We start from the raw sequence: 21,112 nt of genomic DNA on the forward strand, positions 1-21,112 counted from the left end.
TTGAATCGTATCCCCGGGCGCGGTAATCTTCCCCGCCAGCTTGCGGATACCACACGTCAAGTGAGCCCGATCGAGATCCCCGACCGGGCATGAGCCAATTCCACGAGATCGACCGGCTCGCCGCCGGCGAGCCGGCCGGTGGCCGGCGCCCCTTTACCAGCCAAAGACTCGCGCAAGCAACCCACTATTTCGACAAACTCAGCTTCTTCAACAACACCGCACCACTCGCCCGACTCACGAGCGAAATGGATTCGATATCCAGGTACAACCTCGACGTCCTCGTCGTGATGTCGGTCGGCTCGTCGTTGTTCGGCTCGGCGTGCTCGATATGTTCGGTCAGGTACGGCCGGACCAGGCGCCCGGAAAGAGCGAACACAAACCCGCCCTGCGCTTGCGCGTACGCAGCGGGTGACAGCCTCACGCTGCCGCGCACGGTGGACTTCCTGCCCTTTCCGGGATCGAGTTCGATGATGTCGATCTGCTGGATATAGCCTTTTGCCTTCGCCTCGGGTGCGATCACGAGCCCTCGCCCTCGCGGCCCGGTAATGGCCTTTCTGAGCAGGATGCCTGTCCGGCCTTCGCCGTCGGCGTCGACCAGGTCGACGTTCACCTTCAACAGATGCTTCTGCGACTGATATCGCAGCCCGTATGACACCGGCACCAGGAAAGTGACCTCACGATCCAGGTTGACCGCGGCCAGGTCGGCGTTCTGGCCGTGCTTGTCGGCCACGCCGGGGATCAGGCCGCGGACGCGATCGCCCAGGGACGGGGACGCGCTTTTGACGTGCAGCTTCTCCAGTGCTTCCCGAATCGCAACCGGATCGTCGCCGACGATCGGCCGCGTGAGCGACGTGTTGGCCGAAACGGCAGGCGCGACGCTCGCCGTTTCGTTGACATGGTCGGCCGCTGCACGCGTCGCAACTGGGGCCAGCATGATCGCCACGGCGACAACGCACGCGATATTCCGACGGCCCAACATGGATCTCCGGTGAAACACGACACACTCCTGATTTTCTGGCGAATCGGACGACGATGAGATCGGCAGGATCAAACGATCGGTAACGGTCCAACCGTTCGGGTTCACCGATCGCCTGCGCGACACATCATAGGTTCATTGTCAGTTCGGCGGCAGGCCGGTGCGCCACACTATCGTATTGCCAGACTACAACAATCCCCGACACGCGAGCAGCGGCACGACGAGCGGGGGCAGTGACATTCAGTTGCTCGTCGCCGCCCCACCCCGCACGAAATGATGCTCCACCCTCGTGCGCAGTACGCCCTCGAGCGCGGCCAGTCGCTCGCGCAGCCGCACCGCCTGCCCTTCCGTCATCTCCCCGAGAACGATCTTTTGCTCGAGAACGTCACCACAGCGGGTGATGGCCCAACGGTCGACCGTGGCGGTTTCGCCTTCGAGCACAGCGGCCGCAGTCGAGACGATGCCCGGATTCCGTCTCGACACGAGATGAACCGTATGCGTCAGCGTGAAACCAGGGAGGTAGTGTGACCAGTCTTCGCAGACTGTCGGACAGGAGGCAGAGGTAGCTTGACGCATGGTTGCTCCGGATGAGTGGTTATCGAACCGGTGCCAGCCATGCTGCTCCCGCTTCGTTGCCGTAAATCGGCCGCATCGCCTCAGAGGCGTCCACCTTGCCCGGGAGGGCAGGTTGGCGTCGGAGAATCCGACTCTGGATGCTTGACTTCTTACGTTCGACATTCCGAACGTGGATTCATTATACCGAAAAACTGACGGTGGACAAGAAGGGGCGAGAGAGAGGCACTTCTGTCGGATGGTGCCGTCGATCCGGCCCGCGGACCGGAGGAGTCTTCGCGGCCTGTCAACTACTTGAGAAGGGCCAAATATTCTTGCTGAAGCCAGCCACTAGTGAGTTCCATGTATCGGCGCGCTATGTCACTTCGTTCTGTTGCCTATTGCACAACGAACGTTGTTCAATCCACAACAGCCTTGGGTATGGGCGTCAAGAGGCCTGTCTGCAGGTGTTGGCTGGGTTCCGGTACACGGCGGCCAAGTCCATCGTGGAAGTGCATGAGTAAGTCGATGGGCCCGCCGCCTACGGGGCAATTCACCACATCAGCCCGCGTGCAACGCCACGGGCAACTCGACGGCGAGCTTTGCCCCTCACGCAATGTACTTGTTCTTGATCCGAATATCCCGCCCCTGAAACGGCCCGGTATCGTGCTCATGCACATGCACGATCACCTGATTCGGATCGAACAACCTCGACACTTCGCGAAAATCCTGATTCACGCGCTTCATGCCTTCGAACATCTCGCCGTGCAGCGCCGCATCGTCGAGCTGCACCGACCCATTCCTCAAAGCCCGCTCAAGATGGACATGCAGAAAGCTCGTCAACTGCGCATCCTCGGTTGTAGCGAGCTGGAACGTACTGATCGAGTCGTGCAACACCGGCGAAGCGGACAGAACCTGTTCGATATCCGACGGGAACACTTTCGCGCCATAGAACGGCACGCTTGAATCGTTGCGCCCGTACACGAACAAAAACGGAAAATGGCTGGTGCGCGATGCGAAGTCCGTCAGGCGCATGCCATGCGCCGACAGACGCTTGTTCAGCTCGCGGAATTTATACGTCCCACCCGAATCACGGATGTTGTAGCGGATCTTCGGCGCCGCACCGGACTGCCGCCCGATCGTCACCAGCAGTTCACCGTCCTCATTCGTCTCGATCACGTAGTCGAGCGCGTTGTACTGGAAGATCATCGGCGGCGAATCGCGCCCGAACAGCTCGCGGCACAACTCGGGGCGACTCAGCAACGCACGCCGCAAGCCGATCGTCGTCGGTGTCTCGACACCGATGTTGATCTCGAGGTCCGACGCGCCATACGACGAGATCACCGTGCTCGCCTTGCGCAGCAGATGGTCGCGCAACGCTTCCGACAACCCTTCACCGCCGACGATGAAATCGATGTGATACGGCGTCAGGTCGAGATCGCAGTCGTCGACCACCGAACGGATAAACGGCGGGTAGCCGAATATCAGGTACTGGTACTTCGGCCCGAACAGCTTCAGCGTGTTGATCAGCTTGGCCTTGTCCGGGCCGATCGACTTCATGATGCCGACGTCGACGAGCGACATCGACACGTTCATTCCGGTCGCCCACGGCCCGAGCGCAAAGCAGTTCAGCAACATCTTGCCGGAGTCGCGAAACACCAGCTGATAGTTCAGCTGAAGGATGCGTTTGACGTCGCTGCGCTCGGCCGCGCTGCGCACCCAGTTATTCGGCTGGCCGGTCGACCCCGATGACTCGTCGATGACGACACCCGACTTCGGAATCGCACCGCCATAGCAACGCTGCTCGATCGAATAGCGCTTGATGTAGTTCTCCTTGGTCATGGCGGGCAGGTCCGACAGCCGCCATTTGCCGCCGGGCTTGTAGCCTTCGGCCTTCAGGAACTCGACGTACGCAGGGCACGACGTGCTCGCCTTGAGGAATGCCACCCGGGCGCGCATGCGGCCGACATAGGCCAGGTAGGGCTGGAAGATCGGTGCATTGAGGAACACATAGAGACGTCCGTCGACGCTGATCACGCGACGAAGGAACCAGAGCGTCCAGAGGATGGCTTCGAGAAAGAGGCGAATGAGCGTATTCATGCGGATCTCGGCGAGTAGGACGGAACCGGCGCGTCGACGAGGATGTCGGCAAGCGCCCTGCGTTGGCTCTGCGGCGGCGTACGCGAGTAGCCGACGTTGAACACGAGCCATGCCCGGTCGACCCCGGTATGTGTGCTGAACCACGCGGCGGCGTCGGGGTTCGTGACCAGGTTGCCGTACGGATGCAGGTACAGGCCGAGACTCGTCAACGCCAGCCAGAAGCGGAGCAGGAAGCGGCCCGACTCGATCGCATTCTCCGGGTTGAAGAAATCGCCACTCAACACGCCGATCGCGGGCACGTGTCCCAGTTGCGATCGATACCGACGTTTGAAATAGAAGCGCGTCGGCTTGAACATCAGGATTTTCGACAGCCGCGCGGACATCCAGAATTCCGCGCGCGACAGGTTCATGCAGCGCCAGTCGAGACCGTCGCGATGGCGAGCGGTCGAGCTTTCCGTGAAGCGAAACCAGGCAGTGATTTCGTCGTGGTAGTCCGCGACGTTCATGTCATGGAACACGGCGTCGATGTTCGCCGCGATGATCGGCTCGATCAGTTCCGCGCCCGACAGGTGCGTATATCGATGCCCCCATTCGTCGGCCAGCGCCGCCAGTTGCGCGACGGCCGCGTCCGGCACGGGTGTCGGATCCATCGAAAGGCGCGACGTGCGGCGCGCCAGCATCAGTGCGGACGGGTCGTCGCACGATGCGTCCGCGTTGGCATTCGCGACGAGTCGCAACGCGGCGAACGGAATCAACCCTGGCGGCGTAGGCCGCGACAGGATGGCCGCGAACTCCTGCACCGGGCGATGCAATTGCCATTCAACATGCAAGCCGTGCGGTGCCGCGAGCAGATCGATCGCGTCGATGAACATGCCCATCGCGGACAACAGGAACGAACCGGTCGTGTCTTCCTTGGGCAGCGTGCGCGTGCCGTCGATGAACAGCTCGGCGTAATCGTCCGAAATCAGTTGCACGCGCCACGGCTGAACGTTGTGCGGCGACGGTGCGTGTCGGGCCACGGACAGGATCGTGTGCCAGACAGTAAAGGCTTGGGTGGGAATCCCCGGCATATTTCGTGGCTTCCTTGTTGTTGTGCGGCTGATTGCCGTTATGAAGCGGGAACCGGCCCCTCTCAAGACCGGGTGAAGCTGTGCGCATCTTACATGAGGGCCGAGGTTTGCTCACGGGTGCCCGGTCGGCCTCATTTCCCCAGGTCATGCCGCCTGTATTCGGCCGACGCCTTCCTGTCAACTTGTGAAAATCACGCGTGAAATGCCCCCCTCAAAACACCGTATGCAACCCCACCCGCGCCACCGTCTGGCTCGCGGAACTCGACGCCCCGTTCGGATCCAGCACGCCATTGACCTGCGCATTCGCACCGTTGTTCGCGCGCTGATAATCCGCCGACACATACACCATCGTCCGCTTCGAGAACAGGTACTGAAGCGCCACGCTGACCTGATGCGCGTGGTTGTTGTTCACCGCTTCATTACCCTTCATGTACATGTATTTCGCACCGAGCACGACATCCGGCCTGACGTGCCACAGCCCACCCGCTTCGGCCATCCACACGCCGGCATCGTTGAATGAATTGCGCACGGTGGTCATCAGCGCATTCGCCGTCACGACGCCGAAGTCGTAATGCATCCCGACGCCCCAGTTGCGCACGCTGGTGGACGGCACGCCGGGCGCGGGGCCGTACTTCTCGTTCGTGTAGGCCGCGCCCACCCCGAACGACCCCATCTCGTAGTTCACCCCGGCGCTGACCGCATTGTCCGCCCCGACCGACCCGGCCACCCCACCAAACGCATACATCGCACCACCGGAAAATCCCGACACCGTCGGCGAACTGTACTTGACGGAATTCGCGACCGGTTTGCTACCCGCCGTACGGTCCCAATCGAATGCACCGGTCGGATTATCCGGAAGCGCGAGACGTTGAAACGGGCCATTGCGAAAGCCGTACAGCCCCGAGATATCCCGTGAAATCGCGTTGTTCTTCGAAAACAGCGAATCCACCATGAAGTCATACTGATTGCCCAGCGTGATGCTACCGAACCGGTTGCTTTCGAGGCCCACGTACGCGTTACGCCCGAAAATCCCTGTGCCGATGATCGCGCCGTTCGCCATCGAGAACTGGTTCACCAGCGCGAAGATCGCGCGATATCCGCCCCCGAGGTCTTCCGTGCCGCGAAAGCCGAAGAGGTTGGGCGCGAATATGCCGTCGTCGAACTTGACGTTCTTTCCGCCACCTTCGTTGCTGACATAAGAGACGCCCGCGTCGATCAACCCGAACATCGTCACGCTGCTCTGCGCCCATGCGCCCTGCGCCACGGCGAGAATCGCCACTGCTCCAAACCTGAGTTTCATTCCGTCTCCGTCTTTTTATGAAAAAGCGAGGCCACCACCTGCTACGTGGCAGGTGCTCGCTCGTTGCTGCACAAGGAATCGCCGTCATTCAGGTATCGATTACCAGACACCTGAAATATGATTAGCTTTACTTATCGATAAACACGATGGCCGTCGCATTGAACGGCCCTGCTCGCCCTTCATCAAATCACTGGAATCAAGCGCCTCGATAGACGACCCACGCGGCGGCATCCACCTCGACCGCCACAGCCTCCAGCGCGGAACCCGAGCAAGGCCCGTCGATGCACACGCCATCGTCGAACCGGAACAGCGCACTGTGATGGGCGCACATCAGCACCTGCGACCGGTAGCAGGAAACGCGACCCGGCACAAAATCGAGCGGCACCGAAAAGTGCGGGCAACGATTCACATAAGCCCACACCTGCTCACCGCGTCTCACGACGATCACGGGGCGCCCGATGCACGCTTCGTCGACGACCCGCGCGCCGCCGTCTGGCACATCGGAAACGCGGCAGAGTTGTCGTGCGTCCATGATTCACACTCTCTGCTCGGGATTGCCGAGGCTCCAGTCCCACGGCCGCACTTCCACATGCGAGAACAGCCCTTCCTTCACATACGGATCGTTGCCGATGAACTGCATCACCGCCTGAATGTCGTCCGCCTCCACGACGAGCAGCGTGCCGTTCATCGCGTCGCCGTGCGGGTCCAGCGTCGGGCCGCCGAGCCGCACCACCACGCCGTGCTGGTCGGCCGAGCGCAGGTAAGTCCGGTGAATCGGTCGCACGCGATCGCGCACGTCGCGCATGCCCGGCTGGTCCGTCGCAAACACCGCAAAAAATCTTGCCATGGCGGTCAGCTCCGATCGAGGACGAACGCATGAATATGCCGCGCGAGGCGCCGCATCGGTGCACGCAAGCGCGGGCTCGGCATGCCGTCGAAGCGGGCGACAACCGGCTCGGCCAGCGTGGTGTCACCGTCATGGTGGTCAAGGCTCATGGTTGTCTCCGTTGGCGCATCCGGCCTTTCATTGCGGCGCGCGCCCTTCCCATGCGCGCTGAAGCAGCGCGCGAATCTCCTCACGCTCGATCGGCCGCGGATTCGCATACGGGTTGCGGCACGCGAGATCGGCCGCTTCGTCGAGGCCGGCCTCCGACATTCCGATATCGGCGAGCGCCGGCGCGATGCCGAGCCGCGCGTTCAGCGCGAACAGCAGCGGGCCGGCTTCGGCCGCGTCGTTCCCGCCCAGCGCGCGCGCCACGCGGCGCAGCGCATCGGGCGCGGCAGCGTGGTTGTAGTGCGCGGTATGCGGCAGCATCGCCGCGTGCGTCTGCGCATGCGGCAGGTTGAAGGTGCCGCCGAGCGTGTGGCACAGCTTGTGATGCAGCGCCATGCCGACCGCGCCCAGGCAGGTTCCCGCGAGCCACGCGCCGTACAACGCGCGGCTGCGCGCGTCGCGGTTCGCCGGATCGCGCACGACCACGGGCAGCGCTTCGCCCAGCGCGCGGATCGATTCTTCCGCCATCAGGCTGATCACCGGGTTCGCATCTTCCGCGTACAGCGCCTCGACGGCATGCGCCATCGCGTTGATGCCCGATGCCGCGGAAATGTCCGGTGGCAACGACAACGTCAGCGACGGGTCGTAGAGCACCGTCCGCGGCAGCACGCGCGCGTCGCGCCCGGTGCGCTTCAGCCGGCCTTCCGTGAGCCCGAAGATCGGCGTCATCTCCGAGCCGGCGTACGTCGTCGGCACGGCCAGGATCGGCAGCACCGATTCGAGCGCGATCGCCTTGCCCAGCCCGATCGTCGACCCGCCGCCGATCGCGACGCAGCAGTCCGCTTCCAGCTCGGCAGCCATCTCGCGCGCCGCATGCGCGACCTCGATCGGCACGTGCATGACCGCCTGCGCGCAGATGCCGGCCGCGCGCTCGCCCAGGATCGCTTCCACGCGCTCGGCGAGCGGCCGCTGCTCGGGCGTGGACAGGATCAGCGCGCGGCGGGCGCCGAGCGTCGACAGCTCGTCCGGCAGCCTGTCGAGCGCGCCCCATTCGAACACCACGCGGGACGGCGTGCCCTGATAAACGAAGCGATCCATGGCGAACCTCAGCGCTTGAAGTGCGGCGGCACGTTGCCGTCGACGTTGACCCACACCGACCGCGCCTCGGTGTAGTCGTGCATCGCCTCGAAGCCCATCTCGCGGCCGTAGCCCGACTGGCCGACGCCGCCGAACGGGCTGCCCGGATTGACGCGCTTGTAGCAGTTGATCCAGCACATGCCCGCGTTGATCTGCGACGCCATCTTGTGTGCGCGGGACAGATCCTTCGTCCACAGGCCGCTGCCCAGCCCGTATTCGGTTGCGTTCGCGATGGCCAGCGCTTCGTCGTCACTGCCGAAGCGCAGCACCGTGACGAACGGGCCGAACACTTCTTCCTGCGCGATACGGTCGGCCGCACTCCTGGCCTCGATGACCGTCGGGCGCACGTAGTAGCCGTTGGCGAGCGCCGGGTCCTGCGGCGCGCTGTCGCCGGTAAGCACACGGCCGCCCTGCTCGCGCGCGACATCGACGAACGCCAGCACGCGATCGAGGTGCTGCTTCGACGTCAGCGGCCCCATCTCGGTGTTCGCATCGAGCGGGTTGCCGATCCGGATCGACGACGCGAGCGCCACGAAGCGCTCGAGAAACGCATCGGCGATGCGCTCGTGCAGCACGAGACGCGAGCCGGCGATGCACGCCTGCCCCTGGTTGTGGAAGATCGCCCACGCGGCGCCGTTGATGGCCGCGTCGAGATCGGCATCGTCGAACACGATGTTGGCGCCCTTGCCGCCCAGTTCGAGCTGCACGCGCTTCAGGTTGCCCTGCGACGCTTCGACGATCCGGCGGCCGGTGGCCGTCGATCCGGTGAACGCGATCTTGCCGACGCCCGGATGGTCGGCGAGCCGCTGGCCCGCCGTGTGCCCATAGCCGGGGACGATGTTGACGACGCCCGCCGGAAACCCGACCTCGGCCATCAGCTCGACGATGCGCAGCGTCGACAGCGGCGTGATTTCCGACGGCTTGAGCACCACCGTGTTGCCGGCCGCGAGCGCCGGGCCCATCTTCCAGCTCGTGAACATCAGCGGAAAATTCCACGGCACGATCTGGCCGACGACACCGATCGGCGCGCGCTGCACGTAGTTCAGGAAGCCGGTCTCGACAGGAATCACCGAGCCTTGCAGCTTGTCGGCCATGCCGCCGAAGTAGCGGAAGCACGCGGCCGTGCGCGGCACGTCGAGCGCACGCGAATCGCGGATCGGGTGGCCGGTGTCCAGCGATTCGAGCTGCGCCAGCTCCTCCGCGTTGGCCTCGATCGCATCAGCCAGGCGCAGCAACAACCGGCCGCGTTCGGCGGCCGGCAGCGCCGACCACTTGGGGAACGCGCGCGTCGCGGCTTCGACGGCCAGGTCGACGTCCGCCGCGGTGGCGGCCGCGATCTTCGTGATGACGGAGCCGTCGTGCGGGTTCAGCACGTCGATCGTGCCGCGGTCGACGGCGTCAACAAAGCGCCCGTCGATGAAGAGTTGGGTTTGCATGAATCGTCCTCGGTGTATGGCTTGAAGCGCAAGCGGAGACTGACGCGCCGCTCAGAACGCGATCGGATACGGCGCGAGCTCGCCGCTCTCGTAGCGCTGCGGCAGGTTCGGTGTCGCGTTTTCCCAGACCAGCAGCATCGACCGCTTCGTGGAATAGCCCTGATGCCGGATGTCGGCGGGCATCGCGCAGATGTCGCCGGCGCGCATCGTCACGCGGGCGCGCGGCGCGCCGGTGTTCTTGTCGCCGATGTCCCACACGATTTCGTCTGACAGTTGCAGGAACCATTCGACGCGGTCGTTGCCATGGAACACCGGCAGGATGAATTCCTCGGTGGTCGGGCAGAACAGGCTGCGCCCGCACACCGACGTGACCGACGGATTCCACGTCACGTCCGAACGCGACAGGTACTTGAACAGGTTGAATGCGTGCAGCTCGCCTTCGAAGCCCGGCTCGACGTGCACTTCCGGCTCGTCCTGCGCGACGTCGAGGAACGCGCGGTTGACCGGCAGGTCGTCACGCAGCGGCGAATCGCCTTCGAGGCCCGGCATGCGGCGCGTCGCGATCCGCGTGCGCTCGATCGCCGAGCCGTTCTCGCCGTGCTTGCGCCCGAACGCCGTGCCGGTTTCCTCGGGCGCCGCGAACGGATCGAAGCCTTCGTTCGTCCAGTCGTGCAGCATCGCCTTGAAGGTCGCCATGATCGTGGGCGTGTCGAAGGTCTCGGTGTAGTCCACGCCGGCGTCCTTCAGGATGCCGTTGAAGGTGCCCGCATACATGTCCACCTTGCCGTAGTGGTTGCGCGTGCCGAACACGTGATCAAAGTTCACCCAGCCGTAGAAGAAGCCCCATGCCACGTCGCGCATCATCGCGCGCAGGAACGCGTCCGCCGGCATCGCGTGCGTGCGGGTCTGGCCTTTTGCGGGCCAGCTGATCTTCACGAAATATTCGTCGCGCTGGAATTCGAATGCGCCGAGCTGGAAGCGGCGGTAGCCGGTGACGGCATCGGGTTCGGTCGATCGCACCAGATCGGCGGCGAAGCCTGCGGAGGTATCGAGGGTGTCGAGGGTGGCCATAACGTGTCTCCTGGAAGTGTCGAATGAGGTCGGACGAATCAGTGCAGGCAGATGTCGGCCCACTTCTCCACGGACAGCTCGCCCAGGATGGTCTGCACGAGTGCGACGCCCGGCTTGCCGGCGGTGAAGCGGTATGCACAGCCGGCCGGCAGCAGCGCCTGATGGCCCTGGCGCAATACGACGTAGCCCATCTTGCGGCCGGCCGGCTGCGTGCCGGCGTTCACGGTGCCGCGGCCCGATTGCGGCGGCGTATCGAGCTTGATGAATTCGATCCGGACTTCGCCATCCATCTGGATCACGAACTCATCGTGCGCGCATGCGAACCACGGCGACTGGCCGTCGGTCCGCAGCACTTCGATCACGTATTCGAGGTTCTTGCCGGCGACGACCTTTTCATAAGGGGCCGACTTCGATGCGACCTCGAAGACATTCGAGAACGCGTAGTGTTGAGCGCTGCCGCTCGTGATTTCGATCTCGCCCTTCCGGTAATCGTTGAGCGAGCCAAAGACGGTGTGGAATGCCGTGTCGGTCATTTCTGTCTCCTGAGTTGAACCGCTTGTTGGATTCCACTCTAGGGGCACGCACCCACCGCAACAAGGTACGGGACGGCGACTACGGCATTTGCGTTTCGCGAATAATCCGCGCGCTTCAACGCACCCAGCCACGCTCCAGAAGGGGACGATCCCACGGCGATTCGTCGCCGATGGTTTCCGCGAGGAACTCGACCAGCGCCTTCACTTTCAACGCCTGTCGCTGCGTTGCGGGATAAACCGCGGCAAAGCTCAGCGGCGAGAGCTGAAAGTCGGTCAGGATCGGCACCAGCCGGCCCGCGACGAGCGCCTCGCTCGCCACGAGCGTCGGCAGGCACACGACGCCGCCGCCGGACAGCGCGTACTCGCGCAGCAGGTGCACGGAGTTCGAGCGGATCATGCCCGGCAACTCCATTTCGACGACCTCGTCGCCGCGCGTCATCGTCCAGCGGTTGCGCGACGGATAGCCCGAATAGAGCGCGGTGGTGTGCTGCAGCAGGTCGCGCGGATGTTGTGGCGCACCATGCGCGTCGAGGTACGCTGGCGACGCGCAGAAGAGGCGCCTGACGGTGAACAGCCGCCGTTCGATCAGCGACTCGGAGATCGGCGGAAAGATCTGGAACGCGATGTCGAACCCTTCTTCGACAGGGTCCACGACACGGTCATTGACGATGACGTCGAGCTGGATGCCCGGGTAGCGCCGGTTGAACTCCACCAGCGGCGCGCCGAAGTGATCGAGCGCGAAACCGGGCAGCATCTGGATGCGCAGCCGCCCGGTCGGGGTCGCGCGCAGCTCGCGCATCTGGTCGGTCAGCTCGTTGACGCGCCCTACCACGTCCGCGCATTCGCGATAAAACGCCTCGCCCACGTCGGACAGGCGCACGTGGCGCGTGCTGCGATGGAACAGCGGCGCGTTGACGAACTTCTCGAGCTGCTGGATGCGGTTCGTCACGACCGAGCTGGTCACGCCAAGCTGCCGCGCTGCCTCGGCGAAGCTGCTCGCCTCCGCCACCCGGACGAATGCCTCGATGCTCAGGAACCGGTCCATACCGCGCCCTTTTTCGACAGCGAAACCGGCAGTCTACCCGTGCGGATCACGGGCTGTGTCATGCGGGAGGCGTCACTCTGTCACCCAATCGATGTCAATCGTCGATGACGCCGGCCCGCACGCGCACTGCCCTGCCTGCACATCGCCTTACCGCGATTGCTCGCCCGCCGCCAGTTCCGGTTGCACGGCCGCCAACCGACGCTGCAGCACGGCCGGCGCGGTTTCCTTCAGCAGCAGGCTGACCACGATGCCCAGCATGACCGCGCACATCGGCAGCCACAGAATGTTCTGGATGCCAAAGTGTGCGGCGACGTAGCCGCCCATCGCCGGCGCGATGCCGCCGCCGAAGATCTCGCCGACCCCGACCACCACGCCGATCGACGTCGACACGAGCCCGATGGGCGCGGCCTCGGTCGCCACCGGGCCGGACAGCAGCGACACCAGCCCGAGCGTGAAGAATGACGCGACGAACAGCACCCCGAACAATGCGAGCGGCTGCGGGCCGAGGCCGCGGAAAATGTAGAGCATCACGGCCGTCCCCGCGAAGCCGACGATGCTCGCGAGGCGGCGGCCGACCAGGTCGGACAGGCCCGGCAACCCGAATTGCCCGAGAAAACCGCCGAAACCGATCGCCGACACGACGAGGCCCATCTTCTGCGTGCCGAGCGCCAGGTAGTCGGTCAGGTACAGCGGCAACAGCGCGCCGAGCACGAATACGCCGGTCATCGCGCAGCACAAGGCGGCCATCGCCACGAGGATGTTGCGGCTCTTGAGCACATGGCCGAGCGACGCCGGCGCATGCTCCGACGCGACGGCCTGCGTGACCTTCGGCTCACGGATGACGAAGAACATGATCGCGCCGAGGATCAGGCCGGGCACGGCGACGAGCGCAAAGACCCAGCGCCACGACACGAAGCCGAGCAGCTGCGTCGCGATGATCGGCGACAGCGCGAGCCCGAACAGCGCGAAGCCGCTTTGCTGCAGGCCGAGGTTCAGCCCGCGCCGCCGCGGATGCGATGCGTCGGCCGTCGCGGCGAAGCTCGTCGGGCAGAACGAGCCCTCCGCGACGCCCATCAGGCCGCGAATCGCCATCAGCCCGAGCAGGCCGCCCGCGAGCCCCGAGAAGCCCGACAGCAGCGAGAACGCGATGATGGCCGGAATCAGCACCTTGCGGCGGCCGATCTTGTCGGAGATGCCGCCCATCAGCGCCGCGAAGATGCCCCACGACAGGCCGAGCACGCCGATGCAGTTGCCGACGTCCTGCGCGTTCAGGTTGAGGTCCTTCATGATCGAAGGGAACAGCGGCGCGATCAGCCAGCGATCGAGGCCGACCAGCCCGAAGCCGAGCGCCAGCAGCGTGACCGCCTTCCATTCGTATGAGGTATCCCACTCGTTTGCTTTCATGTCCGTCTCCGTGGACACAGGTTCGCCTGCGCGCGCCGCAGCGCCAGCGCATGAGCCTGGTCCGATGTCTTTTGTGTGCGACGCGAATCGCGAGGAAGTGCCGGCTGGCGCTCGGGTGCGACGCGTTGGGTTCAATCAGCCGACGTCACCACGATAGGTGCACGGCCGCCAACCGGGTAGGGAACAACCGGCGAACGCGCCATTCGCGAAATGCAAATAATCGCGGGCGGTGCCGGAAATGTCCGACGGGAAAGCGCGAAGCGAACGGGTGCGGCATCGAAGTGACGCGCGCTCGGGCGTCACGGGGGAATTCCCTCATGGACATCGGGGGATCCACGCAAGGCGCCATTCACGTCACGCATGCACAGAAGCCGACCGCGAGGTAGCAGGAGGCGAAAAAACAGGGGCAAACCAAGATGCACCGGACGGGCACCCGCGCAATCCCGTTCACCTCCCTTTCCGACACCGCAATGCACCGCAGTTCGTCCAGACATGGGATGGATCTCATTCTTCACACCTTTCATTCAATTTATTTCGACGAAAAATAAATCATTACCCGCTGATCCGACAATAAATCCTCATTCAAAACATTCACACCCATTACCAAATACAAACTTCAACCCATCACAAAGAACGTCAAATAAAGTCTCCACGAAATAGAAAAGCCATCTCTAAATATCAAACCATTTATCGCGACAAATAAGTTTGATACTCTCCATCGCAAATTTTCCAGAACCTTCTTTTTATTTACCTTAAAACTCAATTCGAACCAGTCCGAATTGAGAACGAAAACAACGAGATTGCGGTGATGTCGATAGAAAGTACATTCCGAAATTTTGCGTCCGGTCTGATGGGCGGCAACCAGCGGCCTGTCGATCTCTATTTCGGGCTGGCGCAACGCACGGTCGGCCATCTGCTGGCGCTCCATCACGCCGATATTCGCGAAGGGTTGATATCGGGGATCGACGGGCAACTGACCTGCGTGTCCACTCACGCTCATCTGTCGCCTGCGCTGTTTCTCGGTCTGCCCGTGTCGGTCCGGCTGACGACCGATCGCGGCGGCATACGAGCGATCAATGCGATCGTGCGCGACGTGCGGACCGGCCAATCCGACGGTGAACTGACCGTGTACCAGTTGCACGTGTGCGACGCCCTGTCGCTGATGGAGCGCCGCACCAACGCCCGCCTGTTCCGATCGTGCAACGTGATCGACATTCTGGCGACGCTGATGAATGAGTGGAAACATCGCAGCCCCGCACTCGCGCAGGCCTTCGATTTCGACCTGTCGGCATTGCGGGCCGAACGCTATCCGGCGCGCGAACTGACACGGCAGGTGAACGAATCCGACGCGCGCTTCATCCGGCGTCTGTTGCGTCGGGACGGCATCACGGTATTTGCGAACGCGGGACCGATCGGCGGGGCGAGCGGCATGCCCGACGAACGCCCGGTCCACACCCTCCTGTTTTGCGACGATCCCTATCGCCTGACGGAAGCGCCGGCCGGTACCGTCCGCGTCCATCCGCGCGATGCCGGAGTCGAACCACGCGACACGGCAACGCTCTTTGCATGCTGCCAAAGCCTGTCGCCCGGCCAAGTCAGCCGTCCATCGTGGGATTACAAGAAAGCCCGTGTAGACGAATCCACGAGCGTCACCGGCATCGATCAGGGCGAGTCGGGAAACGACCTTGCGCGCCTGCTGACCGACGTCGCGATCGACATTCCGCACGTCGGCGATTCGTGGAGCGATCACGATCGCCTCACGCACGACCGGATGCTCGCGCATCAGTTCGAAGCCGTACGCCATGAAGGCATCGGCAGCGTGCGCGACCTGCCGGTCGGTCACTGGTTCACGTTGACCGGCGACCCGGAGCTGGACATGAAGCCCGCCGATCATCGGCAGTTTGTCGTCACGTCGGTTCGGCACGATATCTGGAACAACCTGCCGAAGATGCTGGCAGGTCGCGCAAACGGGCTGTTCACGGCAAGCCGTCACCTGGCGCAAGCCGTTCCGCCGGCGCCGGCCGATGCATCGGAACGAACGGACACGCGCTATGAGAACAGCTTCACGTGCGTGCGACGCGGCGTGCCGCTCACGCCTGCCTACGATCCGCGAATCGATGTGCCGCCGATCCATCTGCTCACCGGCACGATCGTCGGCACACCGGGAGAGGAAGTGTTCTGCGATGAGGCCGGCCGCGTGCGCGTGCAGATTCACGGCTACGACCCGGTCGATCACGCCCACGCGCAAGGCGCCGGAACGACCGGCGTGGCCGGCGACAGTGCGCCGATTCGCGTCGGCGCAAGTCTCGCGGGGAAATACTTCGGCGCGCTTTTCCTGCCTCGGGTCGGCATGGAGGTTTTGCTGGGCAGCCTGTCGGGCGATCCGGACCGTCTGGTGATCATCGGAATCCTGAGCAACGGCGCGAACCCGCCCGCGACCTTCAGCGATACCGGTTCGCTACCCGGCAACCGTTACTTGTCCGGGATCAAGACCAAGGAAATCAACGGCCACCGGTACAACCAGCTTCGCCTGGACGATACGCCGTCGCAAATTTCGGCGCAGTTGGCGAGCGAACATGCGCACACCCAATTGAATCTCGGGTATCTGACGCAGCCCCGTCGTGATGGACACGGGAGCGACCGGGGGGAAGGCGCGGAACTGCGCACCGACGCCGCCGCGGCGTTGCGCGCGGCCCAAGGCATGCTGTTGACGACCTATGCGCGGTCGCACGCGACCGGCGGTCAGCTCGATCGCGATGAGCTGATTCACTTGCTCGACCAATGCACGGAGTTGTTCAAGTCGCTCGGTGATTATGCCGGCCAGCATGGCGGACGCGCTGTCGATACGGCCGGCCAGGACAACCTCGCCAACGCGTTCCGTCACTGGAAACCCGGCGGATCGGAAGCGGGCGCGGCAAGTGACGCCTCCGCATTCATGGCGTTCGGCGCGCAAGCAGGGTCGCTGAACGTCACGCCGAAAACGCACGTCACGTATGCCGGCGAGAACATCGATCAGATCGCGCAGCAACACATGCAGATCACGAGCGGCGAGCGAATCAATCTGCATGCCGGGCATGGCATCGCGATGTTCGCGCACGGCAACGGCGTATCGGCGATCGCGCATCAGGGGAAAGTAGCCCTTCAATCGCAGAACGACGACACGCAGATCGAGTCCGGCAAAAACATCCGGTTGACTGCCGCCGACGGCAAGCTCGTCGGCACGGCAAGCGACGAAGTCGTATTCGTCACGTCCGGCGGCGCGTATCTCAAGCTGCATGGCGGCGATATCGAACTGGGATGCCCCGGCAAGTTCACCGTGAAATCGAACGGTCATGCATGGGATGGCCCCGCCAGCATGAGCGTCGACTTGCCGACGTTCGATCAACGTCCGCTCGGCCGCGTCCCGAAGCTGGTCCGCCCAACGGACGGTCACGCGGCACCGGGGTTCGAAGGACAGATTCGAAAGGCATCGGGAACGCTGTCGGACTTGACGACCGACATGGCCGGGGAACTGCCAGAGGTCGATACCGACCGGTTCGAGAAGCTGGCGGTTCAGTTCACCAAGAAGAATGTTTAACGCACGCGCAGGACTCCGTATGACCGATTCATCTCTCGATCCTCGACCGGCTGCGGACGCCCGCACCAACGAGCATGCCGCGAAGACCGACGTGCCCGACGCGGTTGCGCCGCGCCCGGAGCCGCCGCAGATCGTCGTCGGCCGGAGCGAAGGGGTCGCGATGTGGACGAAAGACACTCGGCTGATCTGCATCAAACAACTTCCGTTGCCCGGTATCGTCATCTTCGTGCATGGGGTGAACTCAGAAGGCGAATGGTTCGAGGCCGCCGAGCAGGGGCTGTGCGATGGCTTGAACCGCCGGCTCGGACGGCTGGACGATCAACTCAAGTATCGCGGTATCGAGGCCGGGCAACTGGTGCCTGCGAAGTACACGGAAAGCGTGACGCCGGACGGTTTTTTGAATCCGAAGCTTTGGTCCGGCAACTACATCAAATCCGACCCGTCCTTCTCTCCCGTCATTCATTTCCGATGGGGCTATCGGGCGACCGCCGCTGAGCTGAAAGAGTATGGCGACAAGATCTTTCTGAACGAGAAAGACTACTGGGGCGGCGGCCCGTTCACGAACGGTTGCGCGAGCCTGCCCGATCTCTGGCACGGCGGCCTCGACGACCGCGCGGCCGGGTGGTTGACCGTCCAGGGGATCAACCCGACCAATCGACCGCTGTATCGCGCGCCGCCCCGCGCATATGGCGTGCTTGCAGCGTTGCGCCTTGCGAGGCTGATCGAGTCGATTCGCCGCATGCAGGCCGACGTGCCGATCACCGTCGTGTGCCATAGCCAGGGCAACATCGTGGGCCTTACCGCGGCTTTCTTCGGCGATGCACTACCCGACGTCGAAGATCCGTGGGGACGTAGCGGGCATTGCGTGGCCGATGCCTACGTGCTGGCGAATGCACCGTACAGCCTTGCGCGCGCAGACGGCCCGAATCCATCCGATACGTTCATGGATACCTGGTCGCAACGCGCGACCAGGGACGGTGGCGGTCGTCGCGGACGGCAGACCTACACCGCCCGCACGAAAACATTCGGCAAGTTCCTGTCGATCATCGGCACGCGGAAGGCCTATGAACTTGCCGCAGACAAGATCGATGAAGACATGGCGAACGAACGGGTATCACCGACCAGCAAGCGGTCGTATGCGGCGCACGAGGATCGGGTGCGCCACGGCCTGAACGGATCGACGTATGGTCGCGTCACCGCGTATTGCTGTCCACACGACCAGGTGATTTCGGCGGTCACGGTTCAAGGCATCGGCTGGCGCGGCATCGACGAGAACGAGCTGAACGATATCAGCGTCCCCGGCGTGCTGACGCAGCGCGTCTTTGCCTCCGGCTTCCACGTCGGCGTGCAGAAACGCTATCGGTATCGGGAGGATGACTGGCGGCATGGCAAAGAGGGAACGACGTCGGGATTCTGGTATCCGCCTTCGCCACCTGCCAAATTCAACCTCATCGGTGCACTCAAGGGAAACGAGTCCGTGTTCGGGGTGGCGGCCACGCTTGCATCCGCGCCGATCATGCTTTTCGTGACCCAGATCAGCTCGGCATTGAATATGTTCCGCGTGAACGCCAATCCGCCGGAGGGTTGGAGCGTGGTGGCGGACGCGCCGGCACTCGACGAACCGTTCCCGCCGAAGGCGTTGCGGTTCGGCAAGCGCATCGAAACGAAGGACGGCAATGCGACAAGCGACTTCAACGAAGGCAACGATCCGCCGGCCGCATGGCGCGACGCAAGCAAGAGCGAAGCAGACAAGCGCGCGGACGATCCCTACGATCAGTACAACCCGAAGAACAATGACAGCGTCGCGCAAGGGACGGCAGAGAGCGAAGCCGGACAGCGTTACGAGGACCGCGCGTTGATGCGGATGGAGGCCCGGCGAACGCTGAATACGGAATGGCTCGATGGTGATGGCCACGTGATCGGTGAGGACGGCAAGAGCGAAATGCCGGAGGGCTACAAGGAATGGCGCGACAAGCAGATTGTCGATTGGCTTGATCGTGGCTCGACCAACAGCCCGACGAATCACTCCACGACGATGACCAATCCGAAGCATGCCGAAAAGGCGCTTGCGTACGATGTGGCGATTGGGGTTTGCTATCTGACGCCCAAGCAAATGAAAGCGCTACGGATTGAGGCGGATTGGCGGATGGTCACGGGTATCCCAGAAAACAATCCAAACGGGAAATATGCAAGCTATTTCACAAAAGGGGAGCTTGATAGATTGCCGTTGTATGAATGGGTCCACGCTGAAAACAGCGAAGGAAGCATGCCCGGTACGATCGTAAATGAGCGTGAAGGTCAGTTCTATCTGAAGGTCGGAGGAGCGATATGAAGGCACTGATCGCTACATGGCCTCGACGTGCCGCCGTTGCTGTCGCGGCATGGATGATCGCGGCCGTACTCATGGCGTCGTTGATGGCGCACGTAGAACAACCGGACCCGATACAACTGGAAATAGGGGATTGGATGAAACGATTCTTCGTCGTGCCCAGCCTGGCGGCACTCATGGTGCTCCTGCTCACCACGGCCACGGTACGGTCGGCGCACGCGGCACCGGCAACGGAACCCGTAACGCATGCGGGATCCTCTGCAGAAGGACCGGTGAAGCCGGTTGTCGCACAGGTCGTTGGGCTAATCTGGTTAAATCCATTGGAGCGTAAAGACTACTCGACTCAATGGCAATTACTGTGGACCCAAGGACTCGCCGCACCGAACAAGAACGATGACATGGTACGAACCGATCCGAAGTCGTTCACAACGCTGCAATCAGTAGCAGGTGTTGCATATGGCAATGAAGGGGAAGAGACGTTTAAAGGTTTTTATCACAAGTACATCAATGAAGCGCTTGGGTTGATGCATACGCGTTACGCGACAAACGCAAAGTACTTCTACACAGTTAATCCTGACAATTCAAAAGACTGGCGCGAACTCGCCGGAGTCCACGTCGAACTCGCCATACCCGTCAGGCTCGAACCGGGCTATGCCAAAGCCATCCTGACCAAGGAGATTGTCGAATACTTCGAAATCGGCCCGCCGTCACCCAAGACTTTGTGGAGCCGCGATACGCCTCCCGACGTACAAATCACACAAGGCGGTGCGAACGCCGGCTTCACGTCCCTGAACAAAGCCTTGGACTACCTGCAGGCGAACCCCGACAAGAGCGTCTGGGTGATGAACTGGGACGCACCCAACTTCCCGCCCACGGATGCACAGATCAACGAGAACCTTGTCGTGCTGTTCCTCGCCGGTCCGACCTTCAATACGGAACGCGAACCGCTGGCATGGATCGGCAAAGCCGCAACGGGCAACACGCAAGCGTTTTCGCCGAAGGTTGGCACGACGCGCGCCGTGCAGGCATGGAAGGCAACCATCGACCAGGCGGCACGCAATGCCGGCGTCGGGGTTCCAGACCTCAAGTACATCGTCCACGACGCAGGTGCAGGCAGCGATACCGCATCGTCACGCGTCGCCGCGCTCGCACAAACGTTGACGGAAACGCTTCCTGAATACGACCACCAGAAGCAGACGTTCAATACAGCCGCCCTACTCGGCGACATGGGCACCGGCAGCGCATTGACCGACGTCGCGCTCGCCATCGGCCGGATCAACCACTTCGGCGGCAACGCACTCGTCGCAGGCACGACCGATTCCGAGCATCCCGTCGCGGTCGTTGTCCGGCCGCCGTCGAAGCTCACGCCGATTGATCCCGACAAGGACTGGTTCCGCGCACGCGGCGGCAACAATGCCTACCTGCCGTGGTGGGGACGCCGGCACGATACGAATTACGGCATGCAAGGTTACTCGTGGTAATGCAAGCCGATGCAGCCTCAATGTTGAAGGGTGATTTGAAAACACTGATCGCTACATGGCCGAGACGTGTCGCCGTTGCCGTTTCTACATGGCTGATCACCACCGTG

At 63.0% G+C, this 21,112-nt stretch carries 17 protein-coding genes and 1 riboswitch; of the genes, 3 read left to right on the forward strand and 14 right to left on the reverse strand.

Features of this window, described 5'->3' with window-relative positions:
- Positions 1-184 precede the first annotated feature (184 nt).
- The 14 genes from G3N98_RS02655 to G3N98_RS02720 all read right to left on the reverse strand — a co-directional run bounded on the left by G3N98_RS02655 (position 185) and on the right by G3N98_RS02720 (position 13,618).
- A complete protein-coding gene (locus G3N98_RS02655; protein ID WP_206147191.1) occupies positions 185-997 on the reverse strand; it encodes a hypothetical protein in 813 nt (270 codons plus the stop codon).
- 219 nt (positions 998-1,216) lie between these two features.
- On the reverse strand, positions 1,217-1,552 hold the full coding sequence (locus G3N98_RS02660; RefSeq protein ID WP_206147134.1) for a hypothetical protein: 336 nt from the start codon (positions 1,550-1,552) through the stop codon (positions 1,217-1,219).
- 42 nt (positions 1,553-1,594) lie between these two features.
- Positions 1,595-1,698, reverse strand: a riboswitch (SAM-I-IV-variant riboswitch).
- Positions 1,699-2,137: 439 nt separating this feature from the next.
- On the reverse strand, positions 2,138-3,628 hold the full coding sequence (locus G3N98_RS39655) for a hypothetical protein (RefSeq protein ID WP_241025709.1): 1,491 nt from the start codon (positions 3,626-3,628) through the stop codon (positions 2,138-2,140).
- Complete coding sequence (locus G3N98_RS02670) at positions 3,625-4,647, reverse strand: hypothetical protein (RefSeq protein WP_206147135.1); 1,023 nt, start codon at positions 4,645-4,647, stop codon at positions 3,625-3,627. Before G3N98_RS02670 ends, G3N98_RS39655 begins: the two co-directional genes overlap by 4 nt.
- A 262-nt stretch (positions 4,648-4,909) precedes the next feature.
- The gene (locus G3N98_RS02675; RefSeq protein ID WP_206147136.1) at positions 4,910-5,998 is read right to left on the reverse strand and encodes a porin; all 1,089 of its coding nucleotides are present in this window, start codon (positions 5,996-5,998) and stop codon (positions 4,910-4,912) included.
- 196 nt (positions 5,999-6,194) lie between these two features.
- The gene (locus G3N98_RS02680) at positions 6,195-6,530 is read right to left on the reverse strand and encodes a Rieske 2Fe-2S domain-containing protein (protein ID WP_206147137.1); all 336 of its coding nucleotides are present in this window, start codon (positions 6,528-6,530) and stop codon (positions 6,195-6,197) included.
- A 3-nt stretch (positions 6,531-6,533) separates the two neighbouring features.
- Entirely contained in the window at positions 6,534-6,845 is a 312-nt protein-coding gene (locus G3N98_RS02685) for a YciI family protein (RefSeq protein WP_046549162.1), read from the reverse strand.
- 5 nt (positions 6,846-6,850) lie between these two features.
- The gene (locus G3N98_RS02690) at positions 6,851-6,994 is read right to left on the reverse strand and encodes a hypothetical protein (RefSeq protein WP_206147138.1); all 144 of its coding nucleotides are present in this window, start codon (positions 6,992-6,994) and stop codon (positions 6,851-6,853) included.
- A 28-nt stretch (positions 6,995-7,022) separates the two neighbouring features.
- Positions 7,023-8,090: a maleylacetate reductase gene (locus tag G3N98_RS02695; protein WP_206147139.1), complete on the reverse strand. Its 1,068-nt coding sequence runs from the start codon at positions 8,088-8,090 to the stop codon at positions 7,023-7,025.
- Positions 8,091-8,098: 8 nt separating this feature from the next.
- The gene (locus G3N98_RS02700; protein ID WP_206147140.1) at positions 8,099-9,565 is read right to left on the reverse strand and encodes an aldehyde dehydrogenase family protein; all 1,467 of its coding nucleotides are present in this window, start codon (positions 9,563-9,565) and stop codon (positions 8,099-8,101) included.
- A gap of 51 nt (positions 9,566-9,616) precedes the next feature.
- A complete protein-coding gene (locus G3N98_RS02705) occupies positions 9,617-10,636 on the reverse strand; it encodes a hydroxyquinol 1,2-dioxygenase (RefSeq protein ID WP_175239309.1) in 1,020 nt (339 codons plus the stop codon).
- Between the two features lie 38 nt (positions 10,637-10,674).
- A complete protein-coding gene (locus tag G3N98_RS02710; RefSeq protein ID WP_089474087.1) occupies positions 10,675-11,169 on the reverse strand; it encodes a hydroxyquinol 1,2-dioxygenase in 495 nt (164 codons plus the stop codon).
- 115 nt (positions 11,170-11,284) lie between these two features.
- Positions 11,285-12,214 (reverse strand): LysR family transcriptional regulator, encoded by a 930-nt coding sequence (locus G3N98_RS02715; protein WP_089474086.1) that lies wholly within the window; start codon positions 12,212-12,214, stop codon positions 11,285-11,287.
- Between the two features lie 147 nt (positions 12,215-12,361).
- The gene (locus G3N98_RS02720; protein ID WP_206147141.1) at positions 12,362-13,618 is read right to left on the reverse strand and encodes an MFS transporter; all 1,257 of its coding nucleotides are present in this window, start codon (positions 13,616-13,618) and stop codon (positions 12,362-12,364) included.
- An 808-nt stretch (positions 13,619-14,426) separates the two neighbouring features.
- Here G3N98_RS02720 and G3N98_RS02725 point away from each other — a divergent pair.
- The 3 genes from G3N98_RS02725 to G3N98_RS02735 are packed head-to-tail and all read left to right on the forward strand — an operon-like array spanning position 14,427 to position 21,005.
- Positions 14,427-17,195: a type VI secretion system Vgr family protein gene (locus G3N98_RS02725; RefSeq protein ID WP_206147192.1), complete on the forward strand. Its 2,769-nt coding sequence runs from the start codon at positions 14,427-14,429 to the stop codon at positions 17,193-17,195.
- 19 nt (positions 17,196-17,214) lie between these two features.
- Positions 17,215-19,527: a hypothetical protein gene (locus G3N98_RS02730; RefSeq protein WP_206147142.1), complete on the forward strand. Its 2,313-nt coding sequence runs from the start codon at positions 17,215-17,217 to the stop codon at positions 19,525-19,527.
- The gene (locus G3N98_RS02735) at positions 19,524-21,005 is read left to right on the forward strand and encodes a virulence factor (protein ID WP_241025710.1); all 1,482 of its coding nucleotides are present in this window, start codon (positions 19,524-19,526) and stop codon (positions 21,003-21,005) included. Before G3N98_RS02730 ends, G3N98_RS02735 begins: the two co-directional genes overlap by 4 nt.
- Positions 21,006-21,112 lie beyond the last annotated feature (107 nt).

The sequence above is a fragment of the Burkholderia sp. Tr-20390 genome (assembly GCF_017104595.1).
GTDB lineage: Bacteria > Pseudomonadota > Gammaproteobacteria > Burkholderiales > Burkholderiaceae > Burkholderia.